This window comes from Nocardia sp. NPDC088792 (assembly GCF_044750615.1).
GTDB lineage: Bacteria > Actinomycetota > Actinomycetes > Mycobacteriales > Mycobacteriaceae > Nocardia.
Genome location: NZ_JBIVKC010000002.1, coordinates 458,086 through 480,668 on the forward strand (window position 1 = coordinate 458,086; position 22,583 = coordinate 480,668).

21 protein-coding genes are annotated in these 22,583 nt (G+C 69.3%); 6 read left to right on the forward strand and 15 right to left on the reverse strand.

Annotation, left to right across the window (positions count from 1 at the left end; all coding sequences use genetic code 11):
* Positions 1 to 31: 31 nt before the first annotated feature.
* From fni to ACIP5Y_RS11490, 12 genes are all read right to left on the reverse strand, one after another.
* Positions 32 to 1,123: a type 2 isopentenyl-diphosphate Delta-isomerase gene (gene fni, locus ACIP5Y_RS11435; RefSeq protein WP_400349682.1), complete on the reverse strand. Its 1,092-nt coding sequence runs from the start codon at positions 1,121 to 1,123 to the stop codon at positions 32 to 34.
* Entirely contained in the window at positions 1,120 to 2,241 is a 1,122-nt protein-coding gene (locus tag ACIP5Y_RS11440; protein WP_400349683.1) for a phosphomevalonate kinase, read from the reverse strand. The genes fni and ACIP5Y_RS11440 overlap by 4 nt, the downstream gene beginning before the upstream one ends.
* Complete coding sequence (gene mvaD, locus ACIP5Y_RS11445) at positions 2,228 to 3,289, reverse strand: diphosphomevalonate decarboxylase (RefSeq protein ID WP_400349684.1); 1,062 nt, start codon at positions 3,287 to 3,289, stop codon at positions 2,228 to 2,230. Before mvaD ends, ACIP5Y_RS11440 begins: the two co-directional genes overlap by 14 nt.
* Entirely contained in the window at positions 3,286 to 4,281 is a 996-nt protein-coding gene (mvk, locus tag ACIP5Y_RS11450) for a mevalonate kinase (protein ID WP_400351240.1), read from the reverse strand. Before mvk ends, mvaD begins: the two co-directional genes overlap by 4 nt.
* Positions 4,282 to 4,286: 5 nt before the next feature.
* Positions 4,287 to 5,405 carry a hydroxymethylglutaryl-CoA synthase gene (locus ACIP5Y_RS11455; protein WP_400351241.1) on the reverse strand — a complete coding sequence of 373 codons (1,119 nt, stop codon included), beginning with the start codon at positions 5,403 to 5,405 and terminating at the stop codon, positions 4,287 to 4,289.
* Between the two features lie 28 nt (positions 5,406 to 5,433).
* Entirely contained in the window at positions 5,434 to 6,516 is a 1,083-nt protein-coding gene (locus ACIP5Y_RS11460; RefSeq protein ID WP_400349685.1) for a hydroxymethylglutaryl-CoA reductase, read from the reverse strand.
* Positions 6,517 to 6,524: 8 nt separating this feature from the next.
* Positions 6,525 to 7,454, reverse strand: coding sequence for an SGNH/GDSL hydrolase family protein (locus tag ACIP5Y_RS11465; RefSeq protein ID WP_400349686.1), 930 nt, complete (start codon positions 7,452 to 7,454; stop codon positions 6,525 to 6,527).
* A 16-nt stretch (positions 7,455 to 7,470) separates the two neighbouring features.
* Complete coding sequence (locus ACIP5Y_RS11470) at positions 7,471 to 8,340, reverse strand: DUF5995 family protein (protein ID WP_400349687.1); 870 nt, start codon at positions 8,338 to 8,340, stop codon at positions 7,471 to 7,473.
* A 139-nt stretch (positions 8,341 to 8,479) separates the two neighbouring features.
* Positions 8,480 to 9,328: an SDR family NAD(P)-dependent oxidoreductase gene (locus ACIP5Y_RS11475; protein WP_400349688.1), complete on the reverse strand. Its 849-nt coding sequence runs from the start codon at positions 9,326 to 9,328 to the stop codon at positions 8,480 to 8,482.
* Complete coding sequence (locus tag ACIP5Y_RS11480) at positions 9,321 to 11,231, reverse strand: anthranilate synthase family protein (RefSeq protein ID WP_400349689.1); 1,911 nt, start codon at positions 11,229 to 11,231, stop codon at positions 9,321 to 9,323. Before ACIP5Y_RS11480 ends, ACIP5Y_RS11475 begins: the two co-directional genes overlap by 8 nt.
* 1 nt (position 11,232) lies before the next feature.
* A complete protein-coding gene (locus ACIP5Y_RS11485) occupies positions 11,233 to 11,898 on the reverse strand; it encodes an isochorismatase family protein (RefSeq protein WP_400349690.1) in 666 nt (221 codons plus the stop codon).
* 36 nt (positions 11,899 to 11,934) lie between these two features.
* Positions 11,935 to 12,723, reverse strand: coding sequence for a 2,3-dihydro-2,3-dihydroxybenzoate dehydrogenase (locus ACIP5Y_RS11490; RefSeq protein ID WP_400349691.1), 789 nt, complete (start codon positions 12,721 to 12,723; stop codon positions 11,935 to 11,937).
* 205 nt (positions 12,724 to 12,928) lie between these two features.
* Between ACIP5Y_RS11490 and ACIP5Y_RS11495 the strand changes: the two genes are divergently transcribed.
* The 4 genes from ACIP5Y_RS11495 to ACIP5Y_RS11510 are packed head-to-tail and all read left to right on the forward strand — an operon-like array spanning position 12,929 to position 18,116.
* Entirely contained in the window at positions 12,929 to 14,467 is a 1,539-nt protein-coding gene (locus ACIP5Y_RS11495; RefSeq protein WP_400349692.1) for an AMP-binding protein, read from the forward strand.
* Positions 14,457 to 15,413 (forward strand): UbiA family prenyltransferase, encoded by a 957-nt coding sequence (locus ACIP5Y_RS11500; protein ID WP_400349693.1) that lies wholly within the window; start codon positions 14,457 to 14,459, stop codon positions 15,411 to 15,413. The genes ACIP5Y_RS11495 and ACIP5Y_RS11500 overlap by 11 nt, the downstream gene beginning before the upstream one ends.
* A complete protein-coding gene (locus tag ACIP5Y_RS11505) occupies positions 15,410 to 17,026 on the forward strand; it encodes an AMP-binding protein (RefSeq protein WP_400349694.1) in 1,617 nt (538 codons plus the stop codon). The genes ACIP5Y_RS11500 and ACIP5Y_RS11505 overlap by 4 nt, the downstream gene beginning before the upstream one ends.
* Positions 17,027 to 17,060: 34 nt before the next feature.
* Positions 17,061 to 18,116, forward strand: a complete 1,056-nt coding sequence (locus ACIP5Y_RS11510) for a polyprenyl synthetase family protein (RefSeq protein WP_400349695.1) — start codon at positions 17,061 to 17,063, stop codon at positions 18,114 to 18,116.
* A 74-nt stretch (positions 18,117 to 18,190) separates the two neighbouring features.
* Here the strand turns inward: ACIP5Y_RS11510 and ACIP5Y_RS11515 are convergent, their stop codons facing one another.
* The gene (locus ACIP5Y_RS11515) at positions 18,191 to 19,018 is read right to left on the reverse strand and encodes a UbiA family prenyltransferase (RefSeq protein ID WP_400349696.1); all 828 of its coding nucleotides are present in this window, start codon (positions 19,016 to 19,018) and stop codon (positions 18,191 to 18,193) included.
* 359 nt (positions 19,019 to 19,377) lie between these two features.
* Here ACIP5Y_RS11515 and ACIP5Y_RS11520 point away from each other — a divergent pair, with 359 nt between their 5' ends.
* On the forward strand, positions 19,378 to 20,106 hold the full coding sequence (locus tag ACIP5Y_RS11520; RefSeq protein WP_400349697.1) for an SDR family NAD(P)-dependent oxidoreductase: 729 nt from the start codon (positions 19,378 to 19,380) through the stop codon (positions 20,104 to 20,106).
* On the opposite strand, the gene ACIP5Y_RS11525 is transcribed toward ACIP5Y_RS11520, so the two are convergent.
* Together ACIP5Y_RS11525 and ACIP5Y_RS11530 are read right to left on the reverse strand one after the other, a co-directional pair.
* A complete protein-coding gene (locus ACIP5Y_RS11525) occupies positions 20,077 to 20,763 on the reverse strand; it encodes a response regulator (RefSeq protein ID WP_400349698.1) in 687 nt (228 codons plus the stop codon). The genes ACIP5Y_RS11520 and ACIP5Y_RS11525 overlap by 30 nt on opposite strands.
* Positions 20,760 to 21,878 (reverse strand): sensor histidine kinase, encoded by a 1,119-nt coding sequence (locus ACIP5Y_RS11530; protein ID WP_400349699.1) that lies wholly within the window; start codon positions 21,876 to 21,878, stop codon positions 20,760 to 20,762. The genes ACIP5Y_RS11525 and ACIP5Y_RS11530 overlap by 4 nt, the downstream gene beginning before the upstream one ends.
* Positions 21,879 to 22,191: 313 nt before the next feature.
* Between ACIP5Y_RS11530 and ACIP5Y_RS11535 the strand changes: the two genes are divergently transcribed.
* On the forward strand, positions 22,192 to 22,554 hold the full coding sequence (locus ACIP5Y_RS11535) for a hypothetical protein (protein ID WP_400349700.1): 363 nt from the start codon (positions 22,192 to 22,194) through the stop codon (positions 22,552 to 22,554).
* The last annotated feature ends 29 nt before the right edge of the window (positions 22,555 to 22,583 follow it).

Below are 22,583 nucleotides of genomic sequence, written 5' to 3' on the forward strand. Positions count from 1 at the left end.
GTTTGTTGTTGTTCCCGATACTTGCGCCGAATCAGAGTGCGCGGCGGGCGTATTCACCCGCGTCGATGCCGCGCAACCGGCAGAACTCCCCTAGCTGCCCGCCCAGCAGGACATCCGTGCCGGCGAGCGCGCCAACCGTCGGCGCGCCGAGCACCACCATGAGCTGGCGGATCTGGGTCAGCCAGGCGACGAGCGTCGACACCAGGGCGTCCACGCCCTCGCCTTCGAGCACGGACAGGAAGTGGCCCGAGGCGCCGACCGCCTTGGCGCCCAAGGCGAGTGCGCGCACCACGTCCAGGGGATGCCGCACGCCGCCGGAGGCCAGCAGGGTCACCTGGCGGCGGTGCGCGACCGCGGCCGCGTCCAACAGGCAGGCCGGGGCGGACTGTCCCCAGTCGCCGAGGAAAGCGAAGTCCTCGTGCGGGCGGCGAGCATTCTCGATGGTGGCGAAGTTGGTGCCGCCGCGGCCCGAGACATCGACCGTCGTCACGCCGAGGTCGGCGAGGCGGGTGACGGCCGGGCGGGTCATGCCGAAGCCGACCTCCTTCACGATCACCGGCACGTCGATGGCCTCGACCAGCGCGGCGATCTGCCGCGGCCAAGCCGTGAAGTCCCGATCCCCTTCCGGCATGACGATTTCCTGGATGGTGTTGATGTGGATCTGCAGGGCGTCGGCCTCGATCAGATCCACCGCGCGCTTGGCCATCTCCGGGGTGGCATTGGCGTTCACATTGGCGATGACGAAGCCGTCCGGATTCTCCTCGCGCAGCACCCGATACGTCGGCGCGACCGCGGCGTCGGCCAGGTAGGCGCTCATGGATCCGGAGGCGATGGGCACCCCGGCCTCCCGGGCGGCGATGGCCAGGCCCCGGTTCACCTCGCCGGTGCGGGCGCTGCCGCCGGTCATGGCATTGATGTACAGCGGTGCGGCCCACTGCCTCCCGGCGACCTCGGTGGTGAGCGAGACGTCCGATTCGGCGATACCGGCCAGGGCGTGGTGGACGAAGCGCACCTCGTCGAACTGGTTCGCCTCGTGCGCGGCGCGGCGCACGTGATGCTGTTCCACCGCGAGCCGCACGTGGTCGTCCTTGCGGCTACCGTAGATCTCCGACACGGTTGTCACCGGGTGTGTCCTTTCGCTGAAAACGGTTGGTGCACCTGTAGTTCGAGCGGCACGATGCCGGTGTCCCGCCACCGCTGCCGGAGTTGCCCGGCCACGGCGGGGGCGACCAGCGCGATCCCGCAGTCGCCGCCGCCGGCGCCGGAGCTCTTGGCGACCGCGCCGAGCGCCTCGGCGGACCGGCGCAGGGTGGCCAGTTCCGCGGTCTCCACCACTACTCCGGCCAGCGCGCTCACCGCGCGCAGCAGTGCCCCGGCCGCGGCCACCGCCGTCACCACGGAGGCGTCGTCCCCGGATTCCAAGGCGGACACCAGGGTTGCGACGCAGCTGTTGCTGGCGGCGACGAAGCGCGCGTAGGCGGTGGTGTCGCCGGCCACGCCGCGGCGCAGCAGTTCGACCAGACCGCTGGACACGGCCGGCGTCCCCGACCAGCCGACCGCGAGCCGCACATCCCGGGGCGCGGGCAGCCGGCGCGCCGACATCCCCGGCCACGGCCGGTCCACCAGCGGGCTGATCCGGGCGCCGGGCAGCGCGAATTCCCGTGCCAGCCGGTCCCGGTCGGGCGCGCGGTAGGCGACCCAGCCGCCGATCATGGAGGCCGCGACATCCCCGCCCGAACAGCGGGGATCGACGGTGAAGGCGGTCAGCAGCGCCAGCCGCAGCAGTGCGTCGCCGGGCAGTGCGAAGCCGTACGCCCGGGCGAGCGCGCGCACCACCCCGACCGTCACCGCCCCCGACGACCCGAGCCCGAACTTCCGCCCGGTCCCCGCATCGTCGAGCGCCGAACGGATGTCGAGGTGGAATCCGAGTACCTCGTGCCCCTGCTCGCGGGCGTATCGCTCCACCAGCTCGATCGCGGTGAGCACGTGCCGCAGGGCCGCGGCCGTGCCGAGATTCTCGTCCACGACAACGGATTTCGTGCCGCTACGGCCCAATTCGACCGGCCGGGGGCCGGTCCGGGCGGTCGTCACCGACCGCCGGGCCGCCGGCCCCCGCTCACCGGGCGTGACCTCCACCGTGAGATACCGGTCCACCGCCACCAGCACCGCCGCCCCACCGGGCTCCAGCACCGCGTATTCGCCTGCTACATAGAGCTTTCCGGGCACCTCAACGCTGATCATGCCCGCTCACCACACTGAATTCGGTATCGGCCGGGACCGTGAGGTCACCGAGCCGCGCGCCCGGCCCCGGGTTCGCGACGAGAATGCGCTGGGCCGCGCCGGTTTCGGTCAGGGCGGCGGCCACGACGGCGCTGTCGTGGCGGTCGCACAGAACCTTGACATTGGGGCCCGCGTCCATAGTCGCGTACGCGGCGATCCCCTCGGCGCGCAGCGCCAGCACCCGGTCCAGGACGCGCAGGGAGCCGGGCGCGAAGTAGCGCACGGCCGGACGCGCGCCGAGCATGGTGGCGTGCATGCCCAGCGCATTGCGCTCCGCGATCTCACCCACGGCCGCAAGGTCTCCCGCGGCAATGGCCCGGTGCATCTCGACCAGGTCATCCGCGCTGGACCGCACCCAGGGTTCATAGAATGGCGAGGTCTCGACGGTGCGGCGCATGGCCTCCCGGCTGGTGATCGCCTTCTCCCGGGCATCCACCATGGCGACCACCAGGGCCGGATCCAGCAGCGGCGCCGCGACCGGCTCCGCGTAGCTGCTCAGATCGCCTGCCGCGCCGTCGCCTTCGCCGCGATGCCACTGGGCGAAACCGCCGTAGAGGGAGCGGGCGGCACTGCCCGATCCCCGCCGGGCCAGCCGCGACAGCGCGCGGCGGTCGAGGCCGAGGCCGTAGGCGTCCGCGGCCGCCATCGCCAGAGCGGCGAAGCCGGAGGCCGAGGAGGCCAGCCCGGCCCCGGTCGGCCCGGTATTGCGGGTGGCCACCCGGGCGCGGCGCGGATCGCCCGCCAGTTCCCGGACCAGGTCCAGGAAGCGGATCACCTTGCCGGCGAAGGCCGGAGCGGCGGGCGCGTCCGCGGCGGTGACGAGGTCGGCGGTCAGCTCGTCGTCGACCGTCACCGTGGTCACGGTCGGGAAGACGCCGAGGGTCAGCGACAGGCTGCTGGTGACCGGCAGGTGCAGCGCCTCGTCGCGCTTGCCCCAGTATTTGATCAGCGCGATATTGGGGTAGGCCGTGGCGGTGCTGCCCGCCTCCCCCGGTACTGCGCGGCTCATACGGATCCCCCTCCGGTCGACAGGAACTCGACGGTGTGGCAGCGCACCGCGCCCGCCGTGAGCAGGGCGTCGCGCACCCGCACCGCGGCCTCGTGGTCCGCCGCCAATGCGATCACACAACCGCCCAATCCGCCACCGGAAAGCTTGGCGCCCAAGGCTTCCGCCTCGAGTGCCGCGTCGATGAGCGTCTCGATCTCGGGGCAGCTGACGCCGAGCCGGGCCAGAATGGCGTGGGCGGCGATCATTTTCGGCCCGAGCTCGGCGAACCGGCCGGTGGCCAGATCCACGGCCGCGGCGGCGGTGATCGCGCCGGCCCGTTCCAGCAGTGTCTCGCCGAACTTGCCGAGCGCATCGAGGGCGGCGCGCACCGTGGCCACCGCCTCGCGGGTGCTGCCGTACACCCCGGTGTCCGCCACCAGCAGCACGGGCAGGTCCGATCCGGCGGCTACCGGTAGCGGGGTGGCGGCGCCGTCGCGGAACCACAGCGGCCCGCCGGCGCTGATCACGGTGCGCGCGTCGACGCCGCTGGCCTTGCCGTGCGCGAGCGATTCCGCACGCTGGACCAGCTCGAACATGGTGTCGCCGTCCAGTTTTCGCCCTTCGAGCGCCGCCACCGCCTCGATGATGGCGGCGGAACTCGCTGCGCTGGAACCGAAGCCACGACCCGCCGGAATGCCGCTGTCGACGGTGACGAACAGTCCGTCGTCGGGCCGCCCGAGGTGCTCGCACACCGCCGTCACGGCCAGCCGGGGCACCGCGGTCCCGGTCGAGCGAGCGGGCGCCGTTGCCCGCCCGCCCATGTCCAGGGATGCGGATTCGATCTCGACCGGGCCCTCCCGCCGGCGGGCGCGGGCGGTCACCGGCAGGGACGGTACCGGCAGCGAGATGGCGGGCCGCCCGTACAGCACGACGTGCTCGCCGAACAGGATCAGCTTGGCGCTCGCCCGCCCGGTGCCGAGCTCGGTGGTCTCGGCGTCCGGCCGGGCGAGCATGCGGGTCACCGGTCCGCCCCGTAGATTCTCGAATGACCCGAGACGGCCGTGAGCCGGAACGGGCTCGCGGTGACCGCGGGCACCGTCAGCTCCGCGCCGTCCTCGGGCAGTGCGAAATCCCTTACAGCACGGTAGTTCTCGTACGAGATGGGCTCGCGCCCGGCGATGGCGGCCCGGTTGCCGGCGGTACGCAGTTGCGCCCGGTAGCCGGGAACCGGTGTCAGCGAGAACAATTCGGCCACCGCACCCGAGCCGTAGCTGAACATCGCCACCGGCCTGCCGGTCAGATCCTCGGCGTGATCGAGCAGGGACAGCAGCGCGACGTACAGCGACGCGGTGTAGCTGTTGCCGATCATCCGGTTGTAGACGGCGGTCGGGGACAGGTCCGCGTACAGGCGCGCGGCGGTCGGCTCCACACCCTTCAATTCCAGCAGCCGGGTGTGCGCCTTGTACGCCATTTTGGTGAAAGGCTGGTGATAGCAGAAGCCGGCGAACTCGGCGAAGCCGCGACCGCCGCGGCCCTCGTAGTCCTTCCAGGCCTGCTCGACGGCCTCGAGGTAGGCGCCGATCGACAGTTTCCCATCGACCATCGGCGTGCTGCGGTAGTTGGGCCGCCAGAAGTCCTGGACATTGGCGGTGTACAGGCCGACGGGCTCGTCGAGGACCGCGAGCGCCGGATTCGCCGAGACCAGCATGGCCACCGCGGCGCCGCCCTGGGTGGCCTCGCCCGCCGAGTCGAGATCGTATTTGGCGATGTCCGCGGCGATCACGAGCACGCGCTGCTGCGGGTCGCGGGCCACGATGCCCGCCGCCAGCTGCAGTGCGGCGGTGCCGCCGTAGCAGGCCTGCTTGAGTTCCACCGCGCGGGTCGCGGCCGACAGGCCGATCAGATCCTGCACGTACACCGCGGCCGACTTGGATTGGTCGATACCGGATTCGGTGGCGAACAGGACGGTCCGGATGCCGTCGGCGCCGTGCCGGGCGACGATCTGCCGGGCGGCCGCGGCCGCCATGGTCACGATGTCCTCGTCGGGGGCCGGGACGGTCTGGGCGGTCTGGCCCAGGCCGACGTAGTACTTGTTCACCTCGGCGCCGGTGTGCCTGGCCAGTTCGGCCAGATCCATGGCGTAATGGCCGGTGGCCAGGGCGATGTCATGAATTCCGATGGGCTCGTTCACTGGCCCCGTCCTTCTCTGCCGATCGTTCGAAGCGGAGGTGGGTCCGCATCAATTCGCCGGGATTCGTCTGTGCCGCAAGCAGAGACAACTCCCCGCAGAGCACGGCGGCGGCGGTGATGACCGCGAGCCGTCGCGCATTGCCCCCGGGTTCGCGGGTCTCGCGGCAACCCAGGCGCGTCAGATTCGCCTCGACGAAGTCGAGGGACTTACCGTTGCCCACGGTGCCGACAATGAGATTCGGCAGCGCGCAGGAGAAGTAGAGATCGCCGTCGCGGTCCTCGGCATGGGTGATGCCCTGTGAACCCTCGACGATATTCGCCGCGTCCTGCCCGGTCGCCAGGTAGACGCCCAGCAGCATGTTCGCGTAATGGGCATTGGCGGAACGGATTCCGCCGGCCAGCGTGGTGCCGATCAGGTTCTTGCGGACATTGATCTCGGCCACCCGATGGGCGGTGGTGTGCAGTCGCTGCTCGACGATCTCCCGCGGGATGAGGATCTCGGTGACCACGTTCTTGCCGCGCCCCAGGATCCCGTTGACCGCACTGGCCTTCTTGTCGGTGCAGAAGTTCCCGGAAATGGAGCCGTAGCGCACGCCGGGCACCGCGTCGATGATGTACCCGAGCAAGGCATCCGCGGCCAGGGTCGCCATATTGTGGCCGGAGGCATCGCCGGTGGTGAATTCGAAACGCAGGAACAGCAGGTTCCCGACGATCTGGTGATGCAGCTCGATCAGATTCGCGAAGCGGCTGCATTCGGCGACGATGCCGCGCAACCGGGGCAGCTCGGCGTGCAGCTGCCGGGCCGCCGCCAGCGCGGTTCCCGCGTCATCCGCCTCCAGCAGCACCGATCTGGTCATCCGCTCGTCCAGCAGCGTGGCCACGATGCCGCGCTCACACAGCGTGGAGATCTTGGCGCCGCGCCCCACCGAGGGCCACAGCGGCGACTCGTAGGTGGCCAGCGGCACCTCGATCAGGCCCTCGGCGACATTGCCGGAGATCTTGACGGGCCCGACCCAGCGCATCGGCACGGTGGCCGCGGGAAACGTGTCCTCGGTCATGTGCGCCATCACAATCCGAACTGCTGCTTGATGCCGGTGGCCGTCACGCTGTCACCGCGCACGGTCGGGTGGAACGGGATGCCGAGGACCTCACCGGCCGGGTTGAAGTAGCCGTTGATCCATGAATCCGCCGAGCAGGTGCCGTGCCCGCTGGTGGCGGCCCGGGTGTCGAAGAAGTTCACGCCCAGGGTGTCCGCCGCCTCGCGCTGGGCGTCGTCGACGCGATCCAGGAAGGTGGTCATGGCGCCGGCCTGCGGCTGCACCATGCGACCGACCGGACTGTCCCAGCACCACTGCGGGTTACCGCGCTCGGCCACGGTCGGGTAGCCGACGAAGACGATCTTGGCCTGCGGCGCGTAGTAGCGGACGTAGTCGACGACCGGCTTGACCCAGCTCGCGTACTGATCGCCGCTCACATTGCGGGCGTCGGGCGCGCGCCCGTCGGTGCCCGCGTCCGGACCGCAGCCCTGGATGAAGTTGGTCAGGCAGGTGACCTCGGCGTCGAGGGCGCGCTGATGATTGCCGGAGTTCCAGACGTCGTTCTGGCCCAGCTGAATCGTGACCAGGCGGGTCCGGGAGCCGAAGGCGCCGGCGTCGGCGGCCTGCTTGGCCATGTAGGTGGCGGTGTAGTGCGGCGGGGTCGCCAGCGAGGCGCCCAGGCAGGCCACATCGACCAGATCGTCGTCGGCCAGATTCAGCTGGTGCGCCAGCTGTTTCGGCCAGGAGGTCTCGGACCGCTCGCAATTCTTGTTGCCGCCGTACCCGAAGCCGAGCGAGTAGACGATATTGCCGTTGGTCGAATACGAGTCGCCGATGGCCACGAACGCCTTGCCGTCGGACGGTGCGTCCGCGGCGGCCGGCACGACCGTGCCCAGCAGGGAGGCGGCGCCACACACCGAGGCCGCGGCCAGCACCCGGAACTTCTTGGAAACCTTCATGATTCGCAATCTCTCTCTACAGGCCGTGGATCTGGGTGAGGGTGGCGAGCGCGGTGTCGACGACCGACCACTGGGCGTCGATGGCGGCCGAGGTGAGGTCGTGGGTGACCGGATTCTGCAGGGCGACACCATTGGCCAGGTTGGCCGCGTTGACGCCGGCGAGCACGGTGCGCAGCAACTGACCCGAGCCCACGCCGGGGCCGGTGACCAGATCGAGGCCCTCACCGAGGAAGTAGAAGCGCCACAGCGGGCCCACATCCGCGTTGTACGCGGCCTTGGTCTGCGAGACGATCAGGGAATTGTCGGCGCCGATGGCATCCAGGACGCGGAAGTAATCCGGGTCGTTGCCCTGAATTCCGGCCGCCGCCAGCGAATGCGGGATATCGACGCTCATATGCGCGTTGTAACCGACCATTGCCGTGTAGGCCGGGGACTGCGTGCAGGTGGCGGCGAGGTCGAAGTACTTCGTCCAGTGCTTGGGCAGGGGCGCACCGGTGAACTCGGCGTGCAGGGCGCGCAGCCAGCTCTCGTAATTGCCGTCGTAGAACTGCGCTTGCAGTTCGGGATCGGCCAGGCCGGCGCCGGAGTGCAGCAGCGGCAGCACCGTCTGCCGGTCCGCGACATCGTCCATCAGCGCGAACAGGCCGCGCCGATCGCCATGGGACACAAGGATTTCGGAGATCTTCCAATTGCGCTCGGCGAACTCGTCGGCCCGCTGCAGGGCGTCGCCGCCGGCCACGGTATCGACATCGGACAGGTCCGTGATCGTCGCGAGCTCACCGGCGCTGAGCGGCGTACCGCAGGCCGCGGCGCGCACCGGGACGGCGGCGGTGGCGGTGGCGGCGACGCCGGCGAAACCGGAACCGAGCACCGCTGCGCAGGCCATTGTCGCAACTATGAATCGACCATTGCGTAGCATCACTGTGATGCCCTTTCGGAAAACACTTGGGATTTGCCGCGATCGACCGATCGCATATTCAAAAGGCTAAGTGTGGCAACGCACACAATTCCATGACAGCTGTTTGTCAGCCCCAGCGCAGCAGCAGCCTGCCCACCGTGCGCGGACCGGTCAGCCGGAGCGCCTGCAGCAGCGGCACATAGCGGGGAATCACCTGGATCGGACGCCGCCGGATGGCGGTCAGAATCCAGTCGGCGGCCTGCTCCGGCGTCAGACCGGGCAGCCGCCGGTATTCGGGCGTCGGCGAGCTCATCGCGGTGTGCACCAGCGGGTAGTGCACCTCGGTCACCGCCACACCGCGACCGGACAGTTCGGCATCCAGGCACCGGCCGAATCCGCTCAGCGCCAGCTTCGAACTGTGATAGGCCGAGAAGCGCGGGGAGGTACCGGTGGGGACGGTCCAGGTGCCGACATTCACGATATGGCCGCGGCCGGATTCCAGCATGGCGGGCAGCAATCCGATGGTCAGCCGGACCGGGCCGAAGTAGTTGATGTTCATGGTGCGGCGGAAATCGTGTATGCGGTCGAAGGATTCGGTCACCGGACGCCGGATGGACCGGCCCGCATTGTTGACCAGCACATCGACCGCACCGACCTCCGCATCCACCCACTGCAGTAGGCCGTCGACCTCGCCATCGTCGGTGAGATCACAGGCGCGATGCACGGCCCGGCCGCCGGCCGCGCGAATCTCGTCGCGCAGCAGGGCCAATTCGGGTTCGCGGCGCGCCACCAGCACGACCTCCGCACCGGCCGCGGCCGCGGCGACCGCCGCGGCCCGGCCGATACCCGAGGACGCCCCTGTGATGAGAATCCGCTTGCCCGCGATGGGCTCGTCGATTCCCTTGTGCCGCACCGGCGCCGGCTGGTTCAGCACATCCGCCAGCCGCGCGGCCGCACGTAAGGCGCGCCTAGCCATGGGCGCTCACTCCCTCCCCGGCGAGCGCGGGCGCCCGGTCCGGCAGGGCCAGGAGCCGGCCGACCATGGCCGCCAGCACCGCCGGACCGTCCTGGGACAGCACCGATTCGGCGTGGAACTGCACCGAGGCGAACCGCTCGCCGCGCAGCGCGTACACCTCACCGGTGACCGGATCGCGGCTCACCTCCACCCGCCCGACCACGGAGTCGAACGCGTCGACGGCGCTGCGGGCCACGAAGGTGTTGTAGAAGCCCGCCCGCACCCGGGTGCCGAACAGCGTAATCTCCCGGGCCACGCCCTGATTCGGCCGCTCCAGCCTGTCGATCCCGAGCCCCAGTGCGGTGCACAGGATCTGGTGGCTCAGGCAGACCGCGGCGAACGGCAGGCCGTTGGCCAGCAGTGTTTTCAGCCGCTCCCGCATGGCGGTGATGCGTGGATCCCCGAGCGCGAGCGGATCACCGGGCCCCGGGCCGAGCAGCACCAGATCGTGGTCGCGGAAGTCCACCTCCTCGTCGAATCGAGCGATGGTGAGCGCGAATCCGAGCGAGCGCAGCATGCTGGCCAGCATGGTGGTGAAGTTGTCGGCCGCGTCGATCAGCAGGATCGAACCGCTGCCCCGCGCCGCCGCACCGATCCGGCGGGAGCCGGCCTCGGCGAACCAGAAACCGGACGCGAGCGCATTGCGACTGCGCAGCGCGGCCGTGACGGCGGGGGTCGCGGCCAGGGCGGGCGGATGCGCCGCTACCCGGCCGTGCAGCAGACCCGCTGCCTTGGCCCGGGTTTCGTGCATCTCCCCCACCGGATCCGAATCCCGCACCAGCGTCGAGCCGACGCCGATGCGCGCCGTGCCGTCGGCGTCCACCACCGCGGTCCGGATCAGAATCGCCGAATCCATCCGGACCGCACCGCGCGCATCCCGGTCGATATAGGCGATCACACCGCTGTAGTAGCCGCGGCCGCCCGCCTCGTAGCGCGCGACCACGTCGGTGGCGCTCTCCAGCGGCGAGCCGACCACCGTCGGCGCGAACATGGTGGCGCGCAATACTTCCGCGACGCCGGCGTCGGTGCGGCCGCTCAGCAGATACTCGGTGTGGGCCAGGTGCGCCATCTCCTTCAGATACGGCCCGGTGACCGTGCCGCCCGCGGGGCACAGCGCGGACATCATCTTGAGTTCCTCGTCGACGACCATGAACAGCTCGCCGTTCTCCTTGGCGTCGCCGAGGAAGGCCAGCAGTCCGGGCACGGTCGGCCCCTCCGCGGGATAGCGGTAGGTGCCGCTGATCGGGTTCATCGACACGATCCCGTGCTCCAGCTGCGCGTGCGCTTCGGGGCTGGCGCCCACGAAGATCCGTGTGCCCGTGTACACGACGTAGGTCCAGTAGGCGCCGCGTTCGCCGCGCAGCAGCCGGTCGAAGAGACCCAGTGCGGTGCGCAGCGGGTCGGCTCCGAACGAGCCGACCAGCGCGCGGCTGATGACGAAGTTCGAGCCCGCGCCGGTGCCGATCTCGTCGTCGATCACCGAGCGCACGATGGCCCGATAATCCGCGTCGGAGACGTCGAAGCGGAAACCGGCCGCGTCGATCTGCGCCGGCCCGAACGGCGCGAGCGCCGCGCCCACCGCATCCCGATCCGCGATCTCGTGCTCGCGCACCGACATCGCCAGCAGCGGCGCATGATCGTCGTTGCACGGGAAGCCGCGCTCCACGATCTGCCGATACGGCACCAGGACCAGCAGATCCGTGTGCGCGGCGGCCGCGGTCACCTGATTCAGCTCGCCGAGTTCGGCGAATTCGCCTGCCAGTACGTCGATTTCACCTCCTGACCGCTGTACCAGCGCGAACGGCTGCCGGGGCCCGGTCGATAAGCGGTGCAGCAACCCACCGCGAATGTCATTGCCGCCCATGTCAGATACCCACCCGGGCGTCGGCCGTCAGGTCGGCCAGCAGGTCCGCGGTGGTGCGCACCATGGCGCACCGGCCGGCCGCGTAGTCGAGGGTCAGCCGGTGATCGGCGGCGGAGAAGTCGGCGACGGCATCGGCGGCCAGGAAGGTCTCGATATCGCGCGAATACGACTCGGTGGCCGTGACCAGCACGCCGACATGGGCGTACACGCCGGTGACGATCATCTGGTCGCGGCCGTCGGCGCGGAGTCGTTCCAGCAGACCGGATTCGTGGAAGGCGCTGTAGCGCCACTTGGTGTACACCTGGTCGTCCGGCCCGGGGGTCAGCTCGGCCACGACGGCGCGATCGGTCTCGTCGGTGGTCATACCGGGCCCCCACAGGTCGCGCAGCAGACCCCGTTCACTGGGCGTCATGCCGCCGGGCTGCGCGGTGTAGGCGACGGCCACGCCCGCGCGCAGGCAGGCCGCGCGCAGCCGGGCGATATTGCCGACCAATTCCGAATAGGGCGAGCCGCCGGCGCGCAGCGGGCGCAGGAAATAATTCTGCATATCGTGGATCAGCAGGACCGCGCGGTGCGGTTCCACGGTCCAGTCGACGACATTCTCCGGCAATTCCGCCGAGGTGGGCATGTCATACGAAATGACGTCGGGAATTCCACCGAACATCATTACTCCCCTGTCTGTAGAACTGTAGAGATTCGGCGCTCAAATACCGAGCGTGGCGCCGCCGTCCACGGTGAGCTCCTGCATCGTGATGTGCCGGGCCCGATCGGACAGCAGGAATTCCACGGCGTCGACGATGTCGTCGGGATCGGCGATGCGGCCCAGCGGAATGCCGAGCCGGAACTGCTCGGGCACGCCGGCGATGGTGGCCTCGGCGCGATCCTCGTTCTCCCAGCTCGTCCGCAGCATCTCGGTGCGGGTCGAGCCCGGGGAGACCACATTGCAGCGGATGCCGTACTTCGCGACCTCCAGCGCCGCGCACTTGGCCAGCATGGTCGCCGCCGCCTTGGACGCCGAGTAGGCCGACATGGACGCGCGCGGAGTGCGGGCGGCATTGGAGGAAACGGTCACGATGGCGCCGCGGCGGCGCGCGATCATGCGGGGCACGACCTCGCGAATCATCCGGAACACGCCGGTCGTATTGACCGCGAACATCTCGTCCCAGTCGGCCTGGGCCAACTGGACGACCTCGCCGACGCGCAGGATGCCGACCGCGTTGACCAGATAGTCGATCGGGCCGATGTCGAGTTCGGTATCGGCGACGATGCGTTCGATATCCGCCGGGTCGGTGATGTCACCCTGCACGATCGCCACCCGGCCGGGGATCGATCGCAGGTCCTTCGAGGTGTCGGCCGCCAGGTCGACCGCGACGACGGTCGTGCCCTGTCCGGCCAGCCGGTGCACGATCCGCTGGCCGATACCACCGGCCGCGCCGGTCACCAGCGCGATCCGCGACACCTCCGAATCCGTGCCTCGCTGCGGTCCGCTCATTCGAATCACCACACTTACGTCATAAATTCCGAGAATTCACCTGGTCGAGAAAAAAGTTAGCCCGGCCGGATTGCGCGCGGATATAGCAGGAAGCTGCCAAACAGGATGTTGTCAATGCCGCCGGGGCACCTTGTCATCGAATTCCCGGCCGGCGATTCATACGATCGAACCACGCGTTGGAACCACACGAAAATTGGTTGACGGTATGACTCGTAATCATCAACTCATCTACGATCAGCTGATCGAGATCGCACCGGATTCCCGGCCCTGGATCAGCGATCACGGCTCGGCCGCGGTCCCCGTGGTCGACGACCGCGTGCAACTCACCGATATCGCCGACGCCGCCGCGCGCGCCGCGACGCTGTTCGAGGACACCGGCATCCGGCCCGGCGACTACTGCGCGGTCTGGCTGGACGCCCCGCTGGACATCATGATCGTCATCGCCGCGCTCAGCGCGGTCGGCGGCGTCCCGGTGCTGATCAGTCCCGCCCTCGATGCCGAAACCCTGGCCCGCATGCTGGAACCCGTGACGATCACCCGCATCGTCACCACCTCCGATCGCCTGGCCAAATGCGAACAGGTCCAGACCCTCACGCAGGTCGACGACTGGGCCGAACTCGCCGGCCGGCTGCCCGCTACGCCCCCGCGGCGTACCTCGGCGGTCTCCATGCCGGGCTCGGCCCCCTACGTCGTCACCCACACCTCCGGGACCACCGGCGTACCGAAACTGGTGCAGTACACCAGGAAAGCCGCCGATCACCAGGGCTATGCGCAGGAGGTGCCGGCCATCCTGGGCCGGTTGCGCGGATACGCCGCCGTGGCCGTGTCACCCGTGCACTTCCGCACCGTGTCCGGCCTGCTCTGCGCCCTGCGCCGCAAGGTGCCGCTGATCGTGCTGGCGGATCACTCCGCGGAGTCGGTGGCGCGGTATGTGCGGCGCTGGCAGCCGATCTACCTGGAAGCCCACCCCAACACCCTCATGCAGTGGGAACACTTGGCGGACAATGGAACTCTCGCCTCGGTGCGCCACTATGTGAGCACCTTCGACGTCATCCACCCCGGCACCGTGAGCCGGCTGCTCGCAGGCAGCCGCTACCGCTTCGCCTCGTTCTTCGAGGCGTACGGGCAGTCGGAGCTGGGCGGCATCGCGGCCAAGGTGCATCTCAAGGGGTTCACCGGCCGGCGTTCCCGCTGGGGTCTCGGCCTGGGCGGGCATTCCACCGGCTGGACCGCGCCCGGGTATTCGGAGGCCCGCATCGTCGGACCGGACGGCCGCCCCGTGCCCGCGGGCACACCCGGCCGGATCCAGGTGCGCTCCGAGGGACAGTTCCAGACCTACATCAACCGGCCGGAGGCGGCCGCCGCCAATCTCGACGCCGAAGGCTGGTGGGACACCGGCGATTACGGCAAGAAGACCCGCTTCGGCCGGCTCATCCTCATCGATCGCCAGATCGAGCGGATGACCACCATTCCGAGCGCCATCGCCCTGGAGGACGTGCTGCTGACCCGCATGCCGTGGCTGCTCGAAGCCATCGCGCTGGAACAGGACGGGCGCGTGCGGCCGGTGGTCGCGGTCCGCGACCGGGCCTTCGATCGGAATGCCTGGCAGGCAGCGGTTTCCGGCCTGCCGCCGATGGCCCCGCCGATCGTCCTGGACTACGACGCCTTCCCCCGCACGGCGACCGGCAAGATCCGCCGCTCCGCGCTCGCCCAGCAGATCACAGGAATTCACCATGACCACTGAAACTTCCGCATTCGTGCGGCCCGCCCGGCTCAGCCTGGGCGACAAGGCCACCGCCTACTTCCGCCTCGGCAAGATGCGGGTCTACCACCACGTCTACGCCTGGCTGCTGGCCGTGCTGCTGCTGGCGCACGAGGGCATCAGCCGGTCCGGCATGGCCGTCGCGCTGCTGCTCGTGCTGGTCGGCATGTTCGCCATGAAGATCGCCACCTGCGCCGCCGACGACGTCGTCGGTTTCCGGGACGGCTCCGACGCCAAGAACTACGCGGACGGCGGCCACCTCCCGAAGTCCAACAAGCCCTTGCTGTCCGGCCGGCTCAGCGAGCGCGAGGCCATCGTCTTCGGCATCGTCACCGGGCTCATCGCGCTCGGATCCGGGGTGGCGCTGCTGCTTCCGCTCGGCGGCAATGTGCCGCTGCCGTTCCTGGCCATCTGGTTCGCGGTGGTCGCCATCGCCGTGCAGTACTCCTGGCTGTACCAGTTCAGCTACCGGCCCGGCGGGCTGGAGTTCGTGATCTTCCTCGTCAATGTGGCCGAGGTGCTCGGACCCTACTGGCTCATCGCCCGGCACTGGACCGCCGACTCCATCCTGATCGGCCTGCTGGTCGGCGTCTCCATGCTGCTGGTGGTGTCGTACGCCAACTTCGGCGACCGGGTCGGCGATCTGGCGGCCGGCCGGCGCACCCTCGCCGCCGTCGTCCCGCCTGCGATCTACCGGGCGCTCATCGCGGTGCTGTCGGTGCTGAGCCTGGCGCTGCTGGTGGCGCCGTTCTTCTTCGGCTCGCTGAACCCGCTGCTGGTGATCTGCGTGGTGCCCGCGATCGTGCTGCGGGTCAAGCAGATTCGCGCCGGTCTGGTGCAGGATCAGGTGCAGCGCGCAGTGGTGCTCGGCTTCCGCAGCACCGATGCCCTCGGCCTGGGTCTCGCGCTCGCGCTGGTGCTGTCATGAGCCTCCAGCGCACCGCGCAGGTGCTCAGCTCGCTGGCCGTGCTCACCCGGCGCGGATTCATCCACCCGCGCCGCTTCGGAGCGGATCTGCGCTCGGCGAAGATCGCCGGCCGCTGCGGCCCCTTCCCCGCCATGATCAGCTACACCGCCCGCTACGATCCGGACCGTACGGCCATTGTCGACCGTCGCGGCAGCGTGAGTTTCGGTGCACTGGAACGGAGCTCGAACGCGCTGGCCCGCGGGCTGGCCGCCGCGGGCCTCGGCCCGGGCGACACCGCCGCCGTGCTGGCCCGCGATCATCGGGGCATGGTGGCGACCATGATCGCCACCGGCAAGCTCGGGGTCCGGCTGGTCATCATGAACACCGGGTTCGCCGGACCGCAGCTGCGTGACGTGGCCGCTCGCGAAGGCATCACCGCGCTCTTCCACGACGACGAGTTCGCCGCCGCGGCAGCCGATCTCCCCGCCGGCGTGACCCGCTTCCGGACCTGGGCCGACGATCCACGTCCGCACGGAGCGGCGCGCCTGGTCGACGACCTGATCGCCGCCAATACCTCCGATCCGCTGCCACTGCCTGCCGAATCCGGCGGGCTGGTTCTGCTCACCAGCGGCACCACCGGAACCCCGAAAGGCGCGGTGCGCAAGCGCATCTCGCCCTTGCAGTCGGCACAGCTGCTGGATCGTGTCCCGCTCACCCCCGGCGGCGTCATGATGATCGCCGCACCCCTGTTCCACGCCACCGGCCTGGGCCAGTTCACCCTCGCCCTGGCACTGGGCAAGACGGTGGTGTTCGGCCACGGCAAGTTCGACGCCGAGGCGACGCTCGCCGCGGTGGCCCGGCACCGCGCCGACACCCTCATCGTGGTGCCCACCATGCTGACCCGGATGCTGGACCTCGGCCCGGAAATCCTTGCCCGGTACGATGTCTCGTCGCTGCGCATCATCGCCAGCGGCGGCTCGGCGATCTCGCCGGGACTCAGCGCCCGCACCGCCGCGGCGTTCGGCGATGTGCTCTACAACAACTACGGCGCCACCGAGGTCGCCGCCGTCTCGGTGGCCACCCCGGAGGAACTGCGCCGGGCGCCGGGCACGGTCGGGCGCCCACCGGTGGGCGTGCGGGTGGCCCTGTTCGATCCCGACGGCCGCCAGGTCACCGAACCCGGCAGCCCCGGCATCATTTTCGTGGCCAATGGCATGAGCTTCGGCGGCTACACCGACGGCCGGGACAAGGACCGCCGCGCGGGCATGATCTCCACCGGCGACGTCGGCCACTTCGATCACTCCGGGCTGCTGTTCCTGGACGGCCGCAGCGACGACATGATCGTCTCCGGCGGCGAGAACGTCTACCCCGTCGAGGTGGAGAATCTGCTCGTCGACCGGGACGATATCGCCGACGCCGCGGTCATCGGCGTGGACGACCCGGACTTCGGCCAGCGCCTGCGGGCGTTCGTGGTGCCGCAGCCGGGCGCCGAACTCGACGCCGACGAGATCCGCCTGCACGTCAAATCCCAGCTGGCCCGCTACAAGGTGCCGCGCGATGTGGTCATCGTGCCGGAGATTCCGCGCAATCCCACCGGCAAGATCGTGCGCGCCCAACTCAGCCTGATCGCCTGAGCTCCCCCTGATTCCTCGAAAGGTAATGCGAGACATGACATCGGTAATCGGCACAGACTCGCTCCGCGACATTCGCAATGACATGATGCACCGCGTCGAGAAATCGGCGCTGGACTTTCTGGAACAGGAACACGCCCGCTGGTCCGCATTGGACCGCGAGGCCGGCGCGACCATCGAAACGATTGCCGCGCTGATGCGCTCCGGCGGCAAACGGATCCGGCCGGAATTCTGCCTCAGCGGATTTCTCGCGGCCGGCGGCGATCCGCACGACGAATCGATCATCGCGGCCGCGGTGGCGGTGGAGTTGCTGCACACCAGCGCACTCATTCACGACGATGTGTTCGACGAATCCGCGATTCGCCGCGGCGCTCCGGCCGCACACGTGAAATACGCGACCCGGCACCGGGACAACGACTGGCGCGGTGACGCGGACCGATTCGGCGAGAGCGTGGCCATCCTGGCCGGGGATCTCGCCCTCGGCTATGCCGACGCATTCCTGGCGGAGGCCGCCGGCGCGCGCCCCTCCGTGCTCGCCGCCTGGTCCGAGATGCGCACCGAACTGCAGATCGGCCAGCACCTGGACGTGGTGGCGGCGGCTCGCTTCACCGGTGATCCGAAACTGTCACGCACCATCGCGCAGCTGAAGTCCGGGAACTACACGATTCACCGTCCGCTGCTCATCGGCGCGATCCTGGCGGGCCGGCCCGACCTGGCCGCGGCCTTCGAGACCTACGGCCTGGCGGTCGGCGAGGCCTTCCAACTGCGCGACGATCTGCTCGACATGTTCGGGGACACCGACACTCTCGGCAAACCGGCGCAGCTGGATCTCGAACGGCACAAGATGACCCTGCTGCTCTCGCTGGCCATAGAGCGGGATCCCGCGGTGCGGGAACTGGTGGAGCGGCCGGAGGCGGAAGCCGATGGGTTGCAGCGGTCGCTGCTCGCCTCCGAGATGGCCGCCGAGGTGGAGAAGCACATTGCCGGGCTGGTCGTGGCCGGTGGCACCGCGCTCGCCGATGCGGAGCTGGAGCCCGGCTGGCGTGCGGAGCTCATCGCGCTGGCGCATTCGGTCGCGTACCGGGACAAGTGAATCCACGCGGCGGACATGCCACCGGGTGCCCCTCCGTGGAGGGGCACCCGGTACCGCAGGATCGCAGGCCGGAACTAGAGCCCGGCGAGCAGGAGGGTGCCGAGCACCGCGAGGTGCACCCCGTACTGGGTGACCATGAAGGCCCGGTACGGAGCCCGGCGACCGTCGCGAGTGGTGGCGCCGCGAGTGGCCGCGGACAGCACGCACACGGCCACCGCGCCGGCGCCGAGCACGATCGCGGAAGGCACCAGGGTCGGCGCGAAAAGCTTTGCGGCGATGAGATATCCGGCTGCGATCAGAACCGCGTTGAGGCTCACCAGGATCCGCACCCGGCGATCACCCCAGATCACCACCGGGGTCTTGCGGCCACCGGCCGCATCACCCTCGGCGTCGGAGAGATCCTTCGACACCGCGCCGACGCCGGCCATCCACAGCGACATCGTGATACCGAGCAGCAGCACCGGCACCCCGCCCTGCGCACCGGCGGCCTGCCAGCCGGCGGCATAGGTGAGCACGCCCATGCCCAGCACCAGCAGCGCGGCGGTACTGCCGCGGCGCTTACCGTAGAACGGCGCGCCGGAATAGGCGTAGCCGCAGGCCAGATGGGCCAGGATGAGCACCGGCAGCAGTCCGCCCGCATCGACGATGCCGCCGATGGCCAGCGCCAGCGCACCGGCCACCACGACTCCGCCGGCGGCGACCGGGACGGGCAGGGCGCCGCGGCTGATCGGGCGGGTCGAACCGTTCGCCCGATCCTCGGTGACGTCCATGACACCGTTGAACACATAGGCGGCGAGCGTGGCGAGCAGCCATGCCACCGCGGCGATCCAGACCTCGCCGCCGAGCGCGGAAGTGCCCAGCGCGGCCGCGGTGGCGAAGCGGATCAGGAAGATGATCTGCACCGAGACACGGGATTCCTGCAGAAAGTCCCTGACGTAATGAGCGGCGATGGAAATTCTTTTATCGGCGGGAAATTCAACTGCTGCGATACCCATCTGCATGTTGCACAACGCTATTCTGTTGCCGATTTGTCGGATATTCCCCGAACCGGTACTCCCTCGGACCGAAAAGGTGGATCCAGTGTATTGAAAGGAGTATCGATACCGGCCCGGAATGCTACTTTCGCAGCATCTTCGCCGCTGACCGGCGACCCGCCCACCTCGACGGCGTAGGGTAGGCGCTCACGCGCGATCGAACAGTCACGCGAAGTCGGGTGGTACTGAGCGGGATTCGACAGATTCCAATTCGAGAGGAGTTTCGCATGACCAGTGGGGGCAGCCGGGTCGCCCTGGTGACCGGCGCGGGAGGCGGCATCGGGGCGGCCGTCGTGCGTAGATTGGCGGCACGCGAATTCATCGTCGCCGCAATCGATCTGCGTGCCTCGTGGTGCGACACCGCATTGGATACGGCCGGTCCGCGGCGGGCGGGCCTGTGGACGTTCGGCGCGGACCTGAGCTTTCTGCACGAGGCGGAGGCGGCCGTGACCCGGGTCGCCGAAACACTGGGACCGCCGACCGTGATCGTGAACGCGCCGTTCCCGGGCCGCTCCGACCTCGCCCCGGACCTACCCGACTGGGAATCCCTGGTACAGGCCCGGTTACGGGCGCCCCTGCTGGTCAGCCGGGCCGCCGAACGCTATCTGACGGAAGCCGGCGGCCGCATCATCACCGTGGCGCAGACCGGCATCGCCGCGCGCCGGCCGGACGATCTGGTGGTGCGGGAGACCCTGCACGCGCTGACCGAAACCCTGTCGCAGGAGCTCGCACCGCACGGCGTGCTGGTGAATACCGTTGTCGCGGAGTTGCATTGCGCGACCCCGGCGCCGGGCGGGGCCGGTTCCCGCGCGGACTGTTGCCTGGCCGTCGAGAACGAGACCGCGGCCATGGTGGAGTTCCTCGCCGTCGAGGCGGACGACGGCATCACCGGGCGGATGATCGAAGCCCGGCATCCGACGCCGGAATCACCGCCAGGAGCGTGCACTCTCCGGTGACCCGGTCTTCTTCCGCGTGATCAGCGCCCGCTCGACCGCCCGGTTGACGGCGTCGATGCGGGAGACGGCCTCGAGCTTGGTGAAGATATTGCGCAGGTGCCGCTTCACCGTGGCCTCGGTGACACCGAGCCGGGTCGCGATCTGCCGGTTGCTCAGCGCCTCGGCCACCAGCATCAGCACCTCCCGTTCCCGGGCGGACAGCGTCCCGGCGGCATCCTCCGGCTCCTCCGCGCGGGCCCGCAGGCTCTGCGTCGACACCGACAGGGTGACGGTCTGCTGGCCGTCGCCCACCGACTGCCGGATGGCCGAGGTGAGGGTGTGCCGACCGGCGCCCTTGTGCAGGTAGCCCCGGACCCCCAGCGACAGCAATTGCTGCACCAGTTGCTGCTCGTCGTGCATGCTCAGCACGATGATCCGCAGTGCGGGGTCGTGGGCCAGCAGGCGGCGCACCGTCTCCGGCGGATCGCTCTCGGGCATTTCCAGATCCAGCAGCAGCACATCCGGTTCGTGCTCGGCGGCGAGCTGAATCGTGCTGGTCCCGGTGCTGGACTGGGCCACGATGTCGAAATCGGGCTCGGCCCGCAGCAGATCGCACAGGGCCTCGCGGAGCAGCGTGTGGTCATCGGCGACGAGAATGCGGATCGGGCTCTGGCTCATGCGGTCGGACGCTCCTGGACGATCGGGATCCATAGGGTCACGCGGGTGCCCCGGCCCGGGGCGGAGTCGATGTTCACGGTGCCACCGACCAGGTCGGAACGCTCCTGCAGGATGAGCAGGCCGTTGCCGTGACCGGTGGCACGCAAGGACTCCACATCGAAACCCTTTCCGTTGTCGATGATTTCGGCATGCACCTCGTGCGGTGCGATATCGATGTGCACGACCACATTGCCCGCGCCCGCGTGCGAGTAGGCATTGCGCAGGCATTCGCGCACCATGATGAACAGTTCCTCGGCCACCGCGGCGGGAATCCAGGTGTCGCTGCCGCGCACCCACATCTGCAACGGCGTACCGCTCTGCCCGAGCGATGCGGCGAACCCGCGCAGCGCGGTCTCCAGCGAGCCGGTGACATCGGGCCGGCGCAGCTCGCTCACCAATTCCCGGCTGCGCGCGATGGTTTCCAGGATCGCGGCCTTGGCCTGCTGCACCCGGCCGGATATCTCGGGCGCCGCCGCACCCGAATCCGCCGCCGCCCGTTCGCATTCCAGCTCGTACAGTTCGATCTGCCGCAGCGCCAGACTGACGGAATTGCCGATGTGGTCGTGGATTTCGCGGGCCAGCCGGCGCTGGCTCTGATCGTGCACCTCCCGCACCCGCTGCAACAGGAAGGCGTCGTAGCCGATGGTCCCGGATTCCAGCCGCAACCCGATGCCCTGCTGCAGCGCGCGCACGGCGGCGATGAGCTGCGGCTGGGGCGCGCCGAGTTCGGCGGCGCACTCGGCGATGGCGGTGGTGGCCAGATCCGACAGGATACCGCCGGCCCGCACCGAATGAATGAGGTGAGCGCCCTGCCGGACCCGCTCACTGCCCAGATCCACGACATCGGTGATATGGGTGATGGTGGTGCTGCCGGCCGCGAGACTGCCCGCACAATCGGCGAAGATCCGCCGGGCCTGCAACTCGCACTGCTCCCAGGCCTCCGCGCTGGCGACCAGCGGGCTGCCGATCTCACCGAGCCGCGCCCGATACTGCACGATCAGCTCGGGGATCCGGGCGGCGAACAGGTCCGAGAAAGCATTCGACAGCTCCGATCGTGCCTTCGTTTCCCTGTCCATCCCACCGTCACCCCTGTCTCGCCTGCGCCGTCCCGGGTCCCAGAATCCCTGGCCGGCTTAGAACTCCGACGAATCCTACCCTGGCGTCCAGGGGACTTGCTGAAACTCTGGCCGGAAACGTTTTGGTGCGCAAGAAGTTCGGCGGATTCCCCGCCGCACGCCGGACAATCCCTTGGGAGCAGTCGAACTCTCTTTGGGTGCAGATGTGTTGTCCGGCGGCATCCTACATGCTGCGATCGAGGCGGGGAGTCGGGAAATTATCGCGCCGACGGACTATCTCAGATTGGACATGATGTCGAAGAATATTCGGACGGTGACGGCTCCGCCGGACCCGGCGCGCCGCATGGTCCTGGTCCGCCAGGACGGCGTGACCTGCTGGACGGAACGCATTCCACCCGGGAGTTACGGTGCGCCGCACCGATATCCGTCGATCACCCTCGTGCTCGCGGGCGCGCCCGTCGAGATACTCGACGAACAGGACCGGGTGTGCGGCGGCACCCGGCTGCTGACCGGGCACGTAATCGGCCGCGAAGACCTGCCGCTACCCTGCCGTTTCGCCAATCTCGGCGATCGGAATCTGGTCCTGGTGGTCATCGAAGTGCCCATCGGCACTACCACTTTCGACGCACCGCCCTCTCACAGGATGAATTCCCCGGACGATCATCGTCGACTTTGATCTCCAAGTGGGGAAGCAACAGATCTCCA

Bases quoted from the DNA above. Each gene is read 5' to 3' on its own strand.
- ACIP5Y_RS11440 (WP_400349683.1), bottom strand. From the start codon at position 2,241: ATGATCAGCGTTGAGGTGCCCGGAAAGCTCTATGTAGCAGGCGAATAC.
- mvaD (WP_400349684.1), bottom strand. From the start codon at position 3,289: ATGAGCCGCGCAGTACCGGGGGAGGCGGGCAGCACCGCCACGGCCTAC.
- mvk (WP_400351240.1), bottom strand. From the start codon at position 4,281: ATGCTCGCCCGGCCGGACGCCGAGACCACCGAGCTCGGCACCGGGCGG.
- ACIP5Y_RS11455 (WP_400351241.1), bottom strand. From the start codon at position 5,405: ATGGATCTGGCCGAACTGGCCAGGCACACCGGCGCCGAGGTGAACAAG.
- ACIP5Y_RS11460 (WP_400349685.1), bottom strand. From the start codon at position 6,516: ATGACCGAGGACACGTTTCCCGCGGCCACCGTGCCGATGCGCTGGGTC.
- ACIP5Y_RS11465 (WP_400349686.1), bottom strand. From the start codon at position 7,454: ATGAAGGTTTCCAAGAAGTTCCGGGTGCTGGCCGCGGCCTCGGTGTGT.
- ACIP5Y_RS11470 (WP_400349687.1), bottom strand. From the start codon at position 8,340: ATGGCCTGCGCAGCGGTGCTCGGTTCCGGTTTCGCCGGCGTCGCCGCC.
- ACIP5Y_RS11475 (WP_400349688.1), bottom strand. From the start codon at position 9,328: ATGGCTAGGCGCGCCTTACGTGCGGCCGCGCGGCTGGCGGATGTGCTG.
- ACIP5Y_RS11480 (WP_400349689.1), bottom strand. From the start codon at position 11,231: ATGGGCGGCAATGACATTCGCGGTGGGTTGCTGCACCGCTTATCGACC.
- ACIP5Y_RS11485 (WP_400349690.1), bottom strand. From the start codon at position 11,898: ATGATGTTCGGTGGAATTCCCGACGTCATTTCGTATGACATGCCCACC.
- ACIP5Y_RS11490 (WP_400349691.1), bottom strand. From the start codon at position 12,723: ATGAGCGGACCGCAGCGAGGCACGGATTCGGAGGTGTCGCGGATCGCG.
- ACIP5Y_RS11495 (WP_400349692.1), top strand. From the start codon at position 12,929: ATGACTCGTAATCATCAACTCATCTACGATCAGCTGATCGAGATCGCA.
- ACIP5Y_RS11500 (WP_400349693.1), top strand. From the start codon at position 14,457: ATGACCACTGAAACTTCCGCATTCGTGCGGCCCGCCCGGCTCAGCCTG.
- ACIP5Y_RS11505 (WP_400349694.1), top strand. From the start codon at position 15,410: ATGAGCCTCCAGCGCACCGCGCAGGTGCTCAGCTCGCTGGCCGTGCTC.
- ACIP5Y_RS11510 (WP_400349695.1), top strand. From the start codon at position 17,061: ATGACATCGGTAATCGGCACAGACTCGCTCCGCGACATTCGCAATGAC.
- ACIP5Y_RS11520 (WP_400349697.1), top strand. From the start codon at position 19,378: ATGACCAGTGGGGGCAGCCGGGTCGCCCTGGTGACCGGCGCGGGAGGC.
- ACIP5Y_RS11525 (WP_400349698.1), bottom strand. From the start codon at position 20,763: ATGAGCCAGAGCCCGATCCGCATTCTCGTCGCCGATGACCACACGCTG.
- ACIP5Y_RS11530 (WP_400349699.1), bottom strand. From the start codon at position 21,878: ATGGACAGGGAAACGAAGGCACGATCGGAGCTGTCGAATGCTTTCTCG.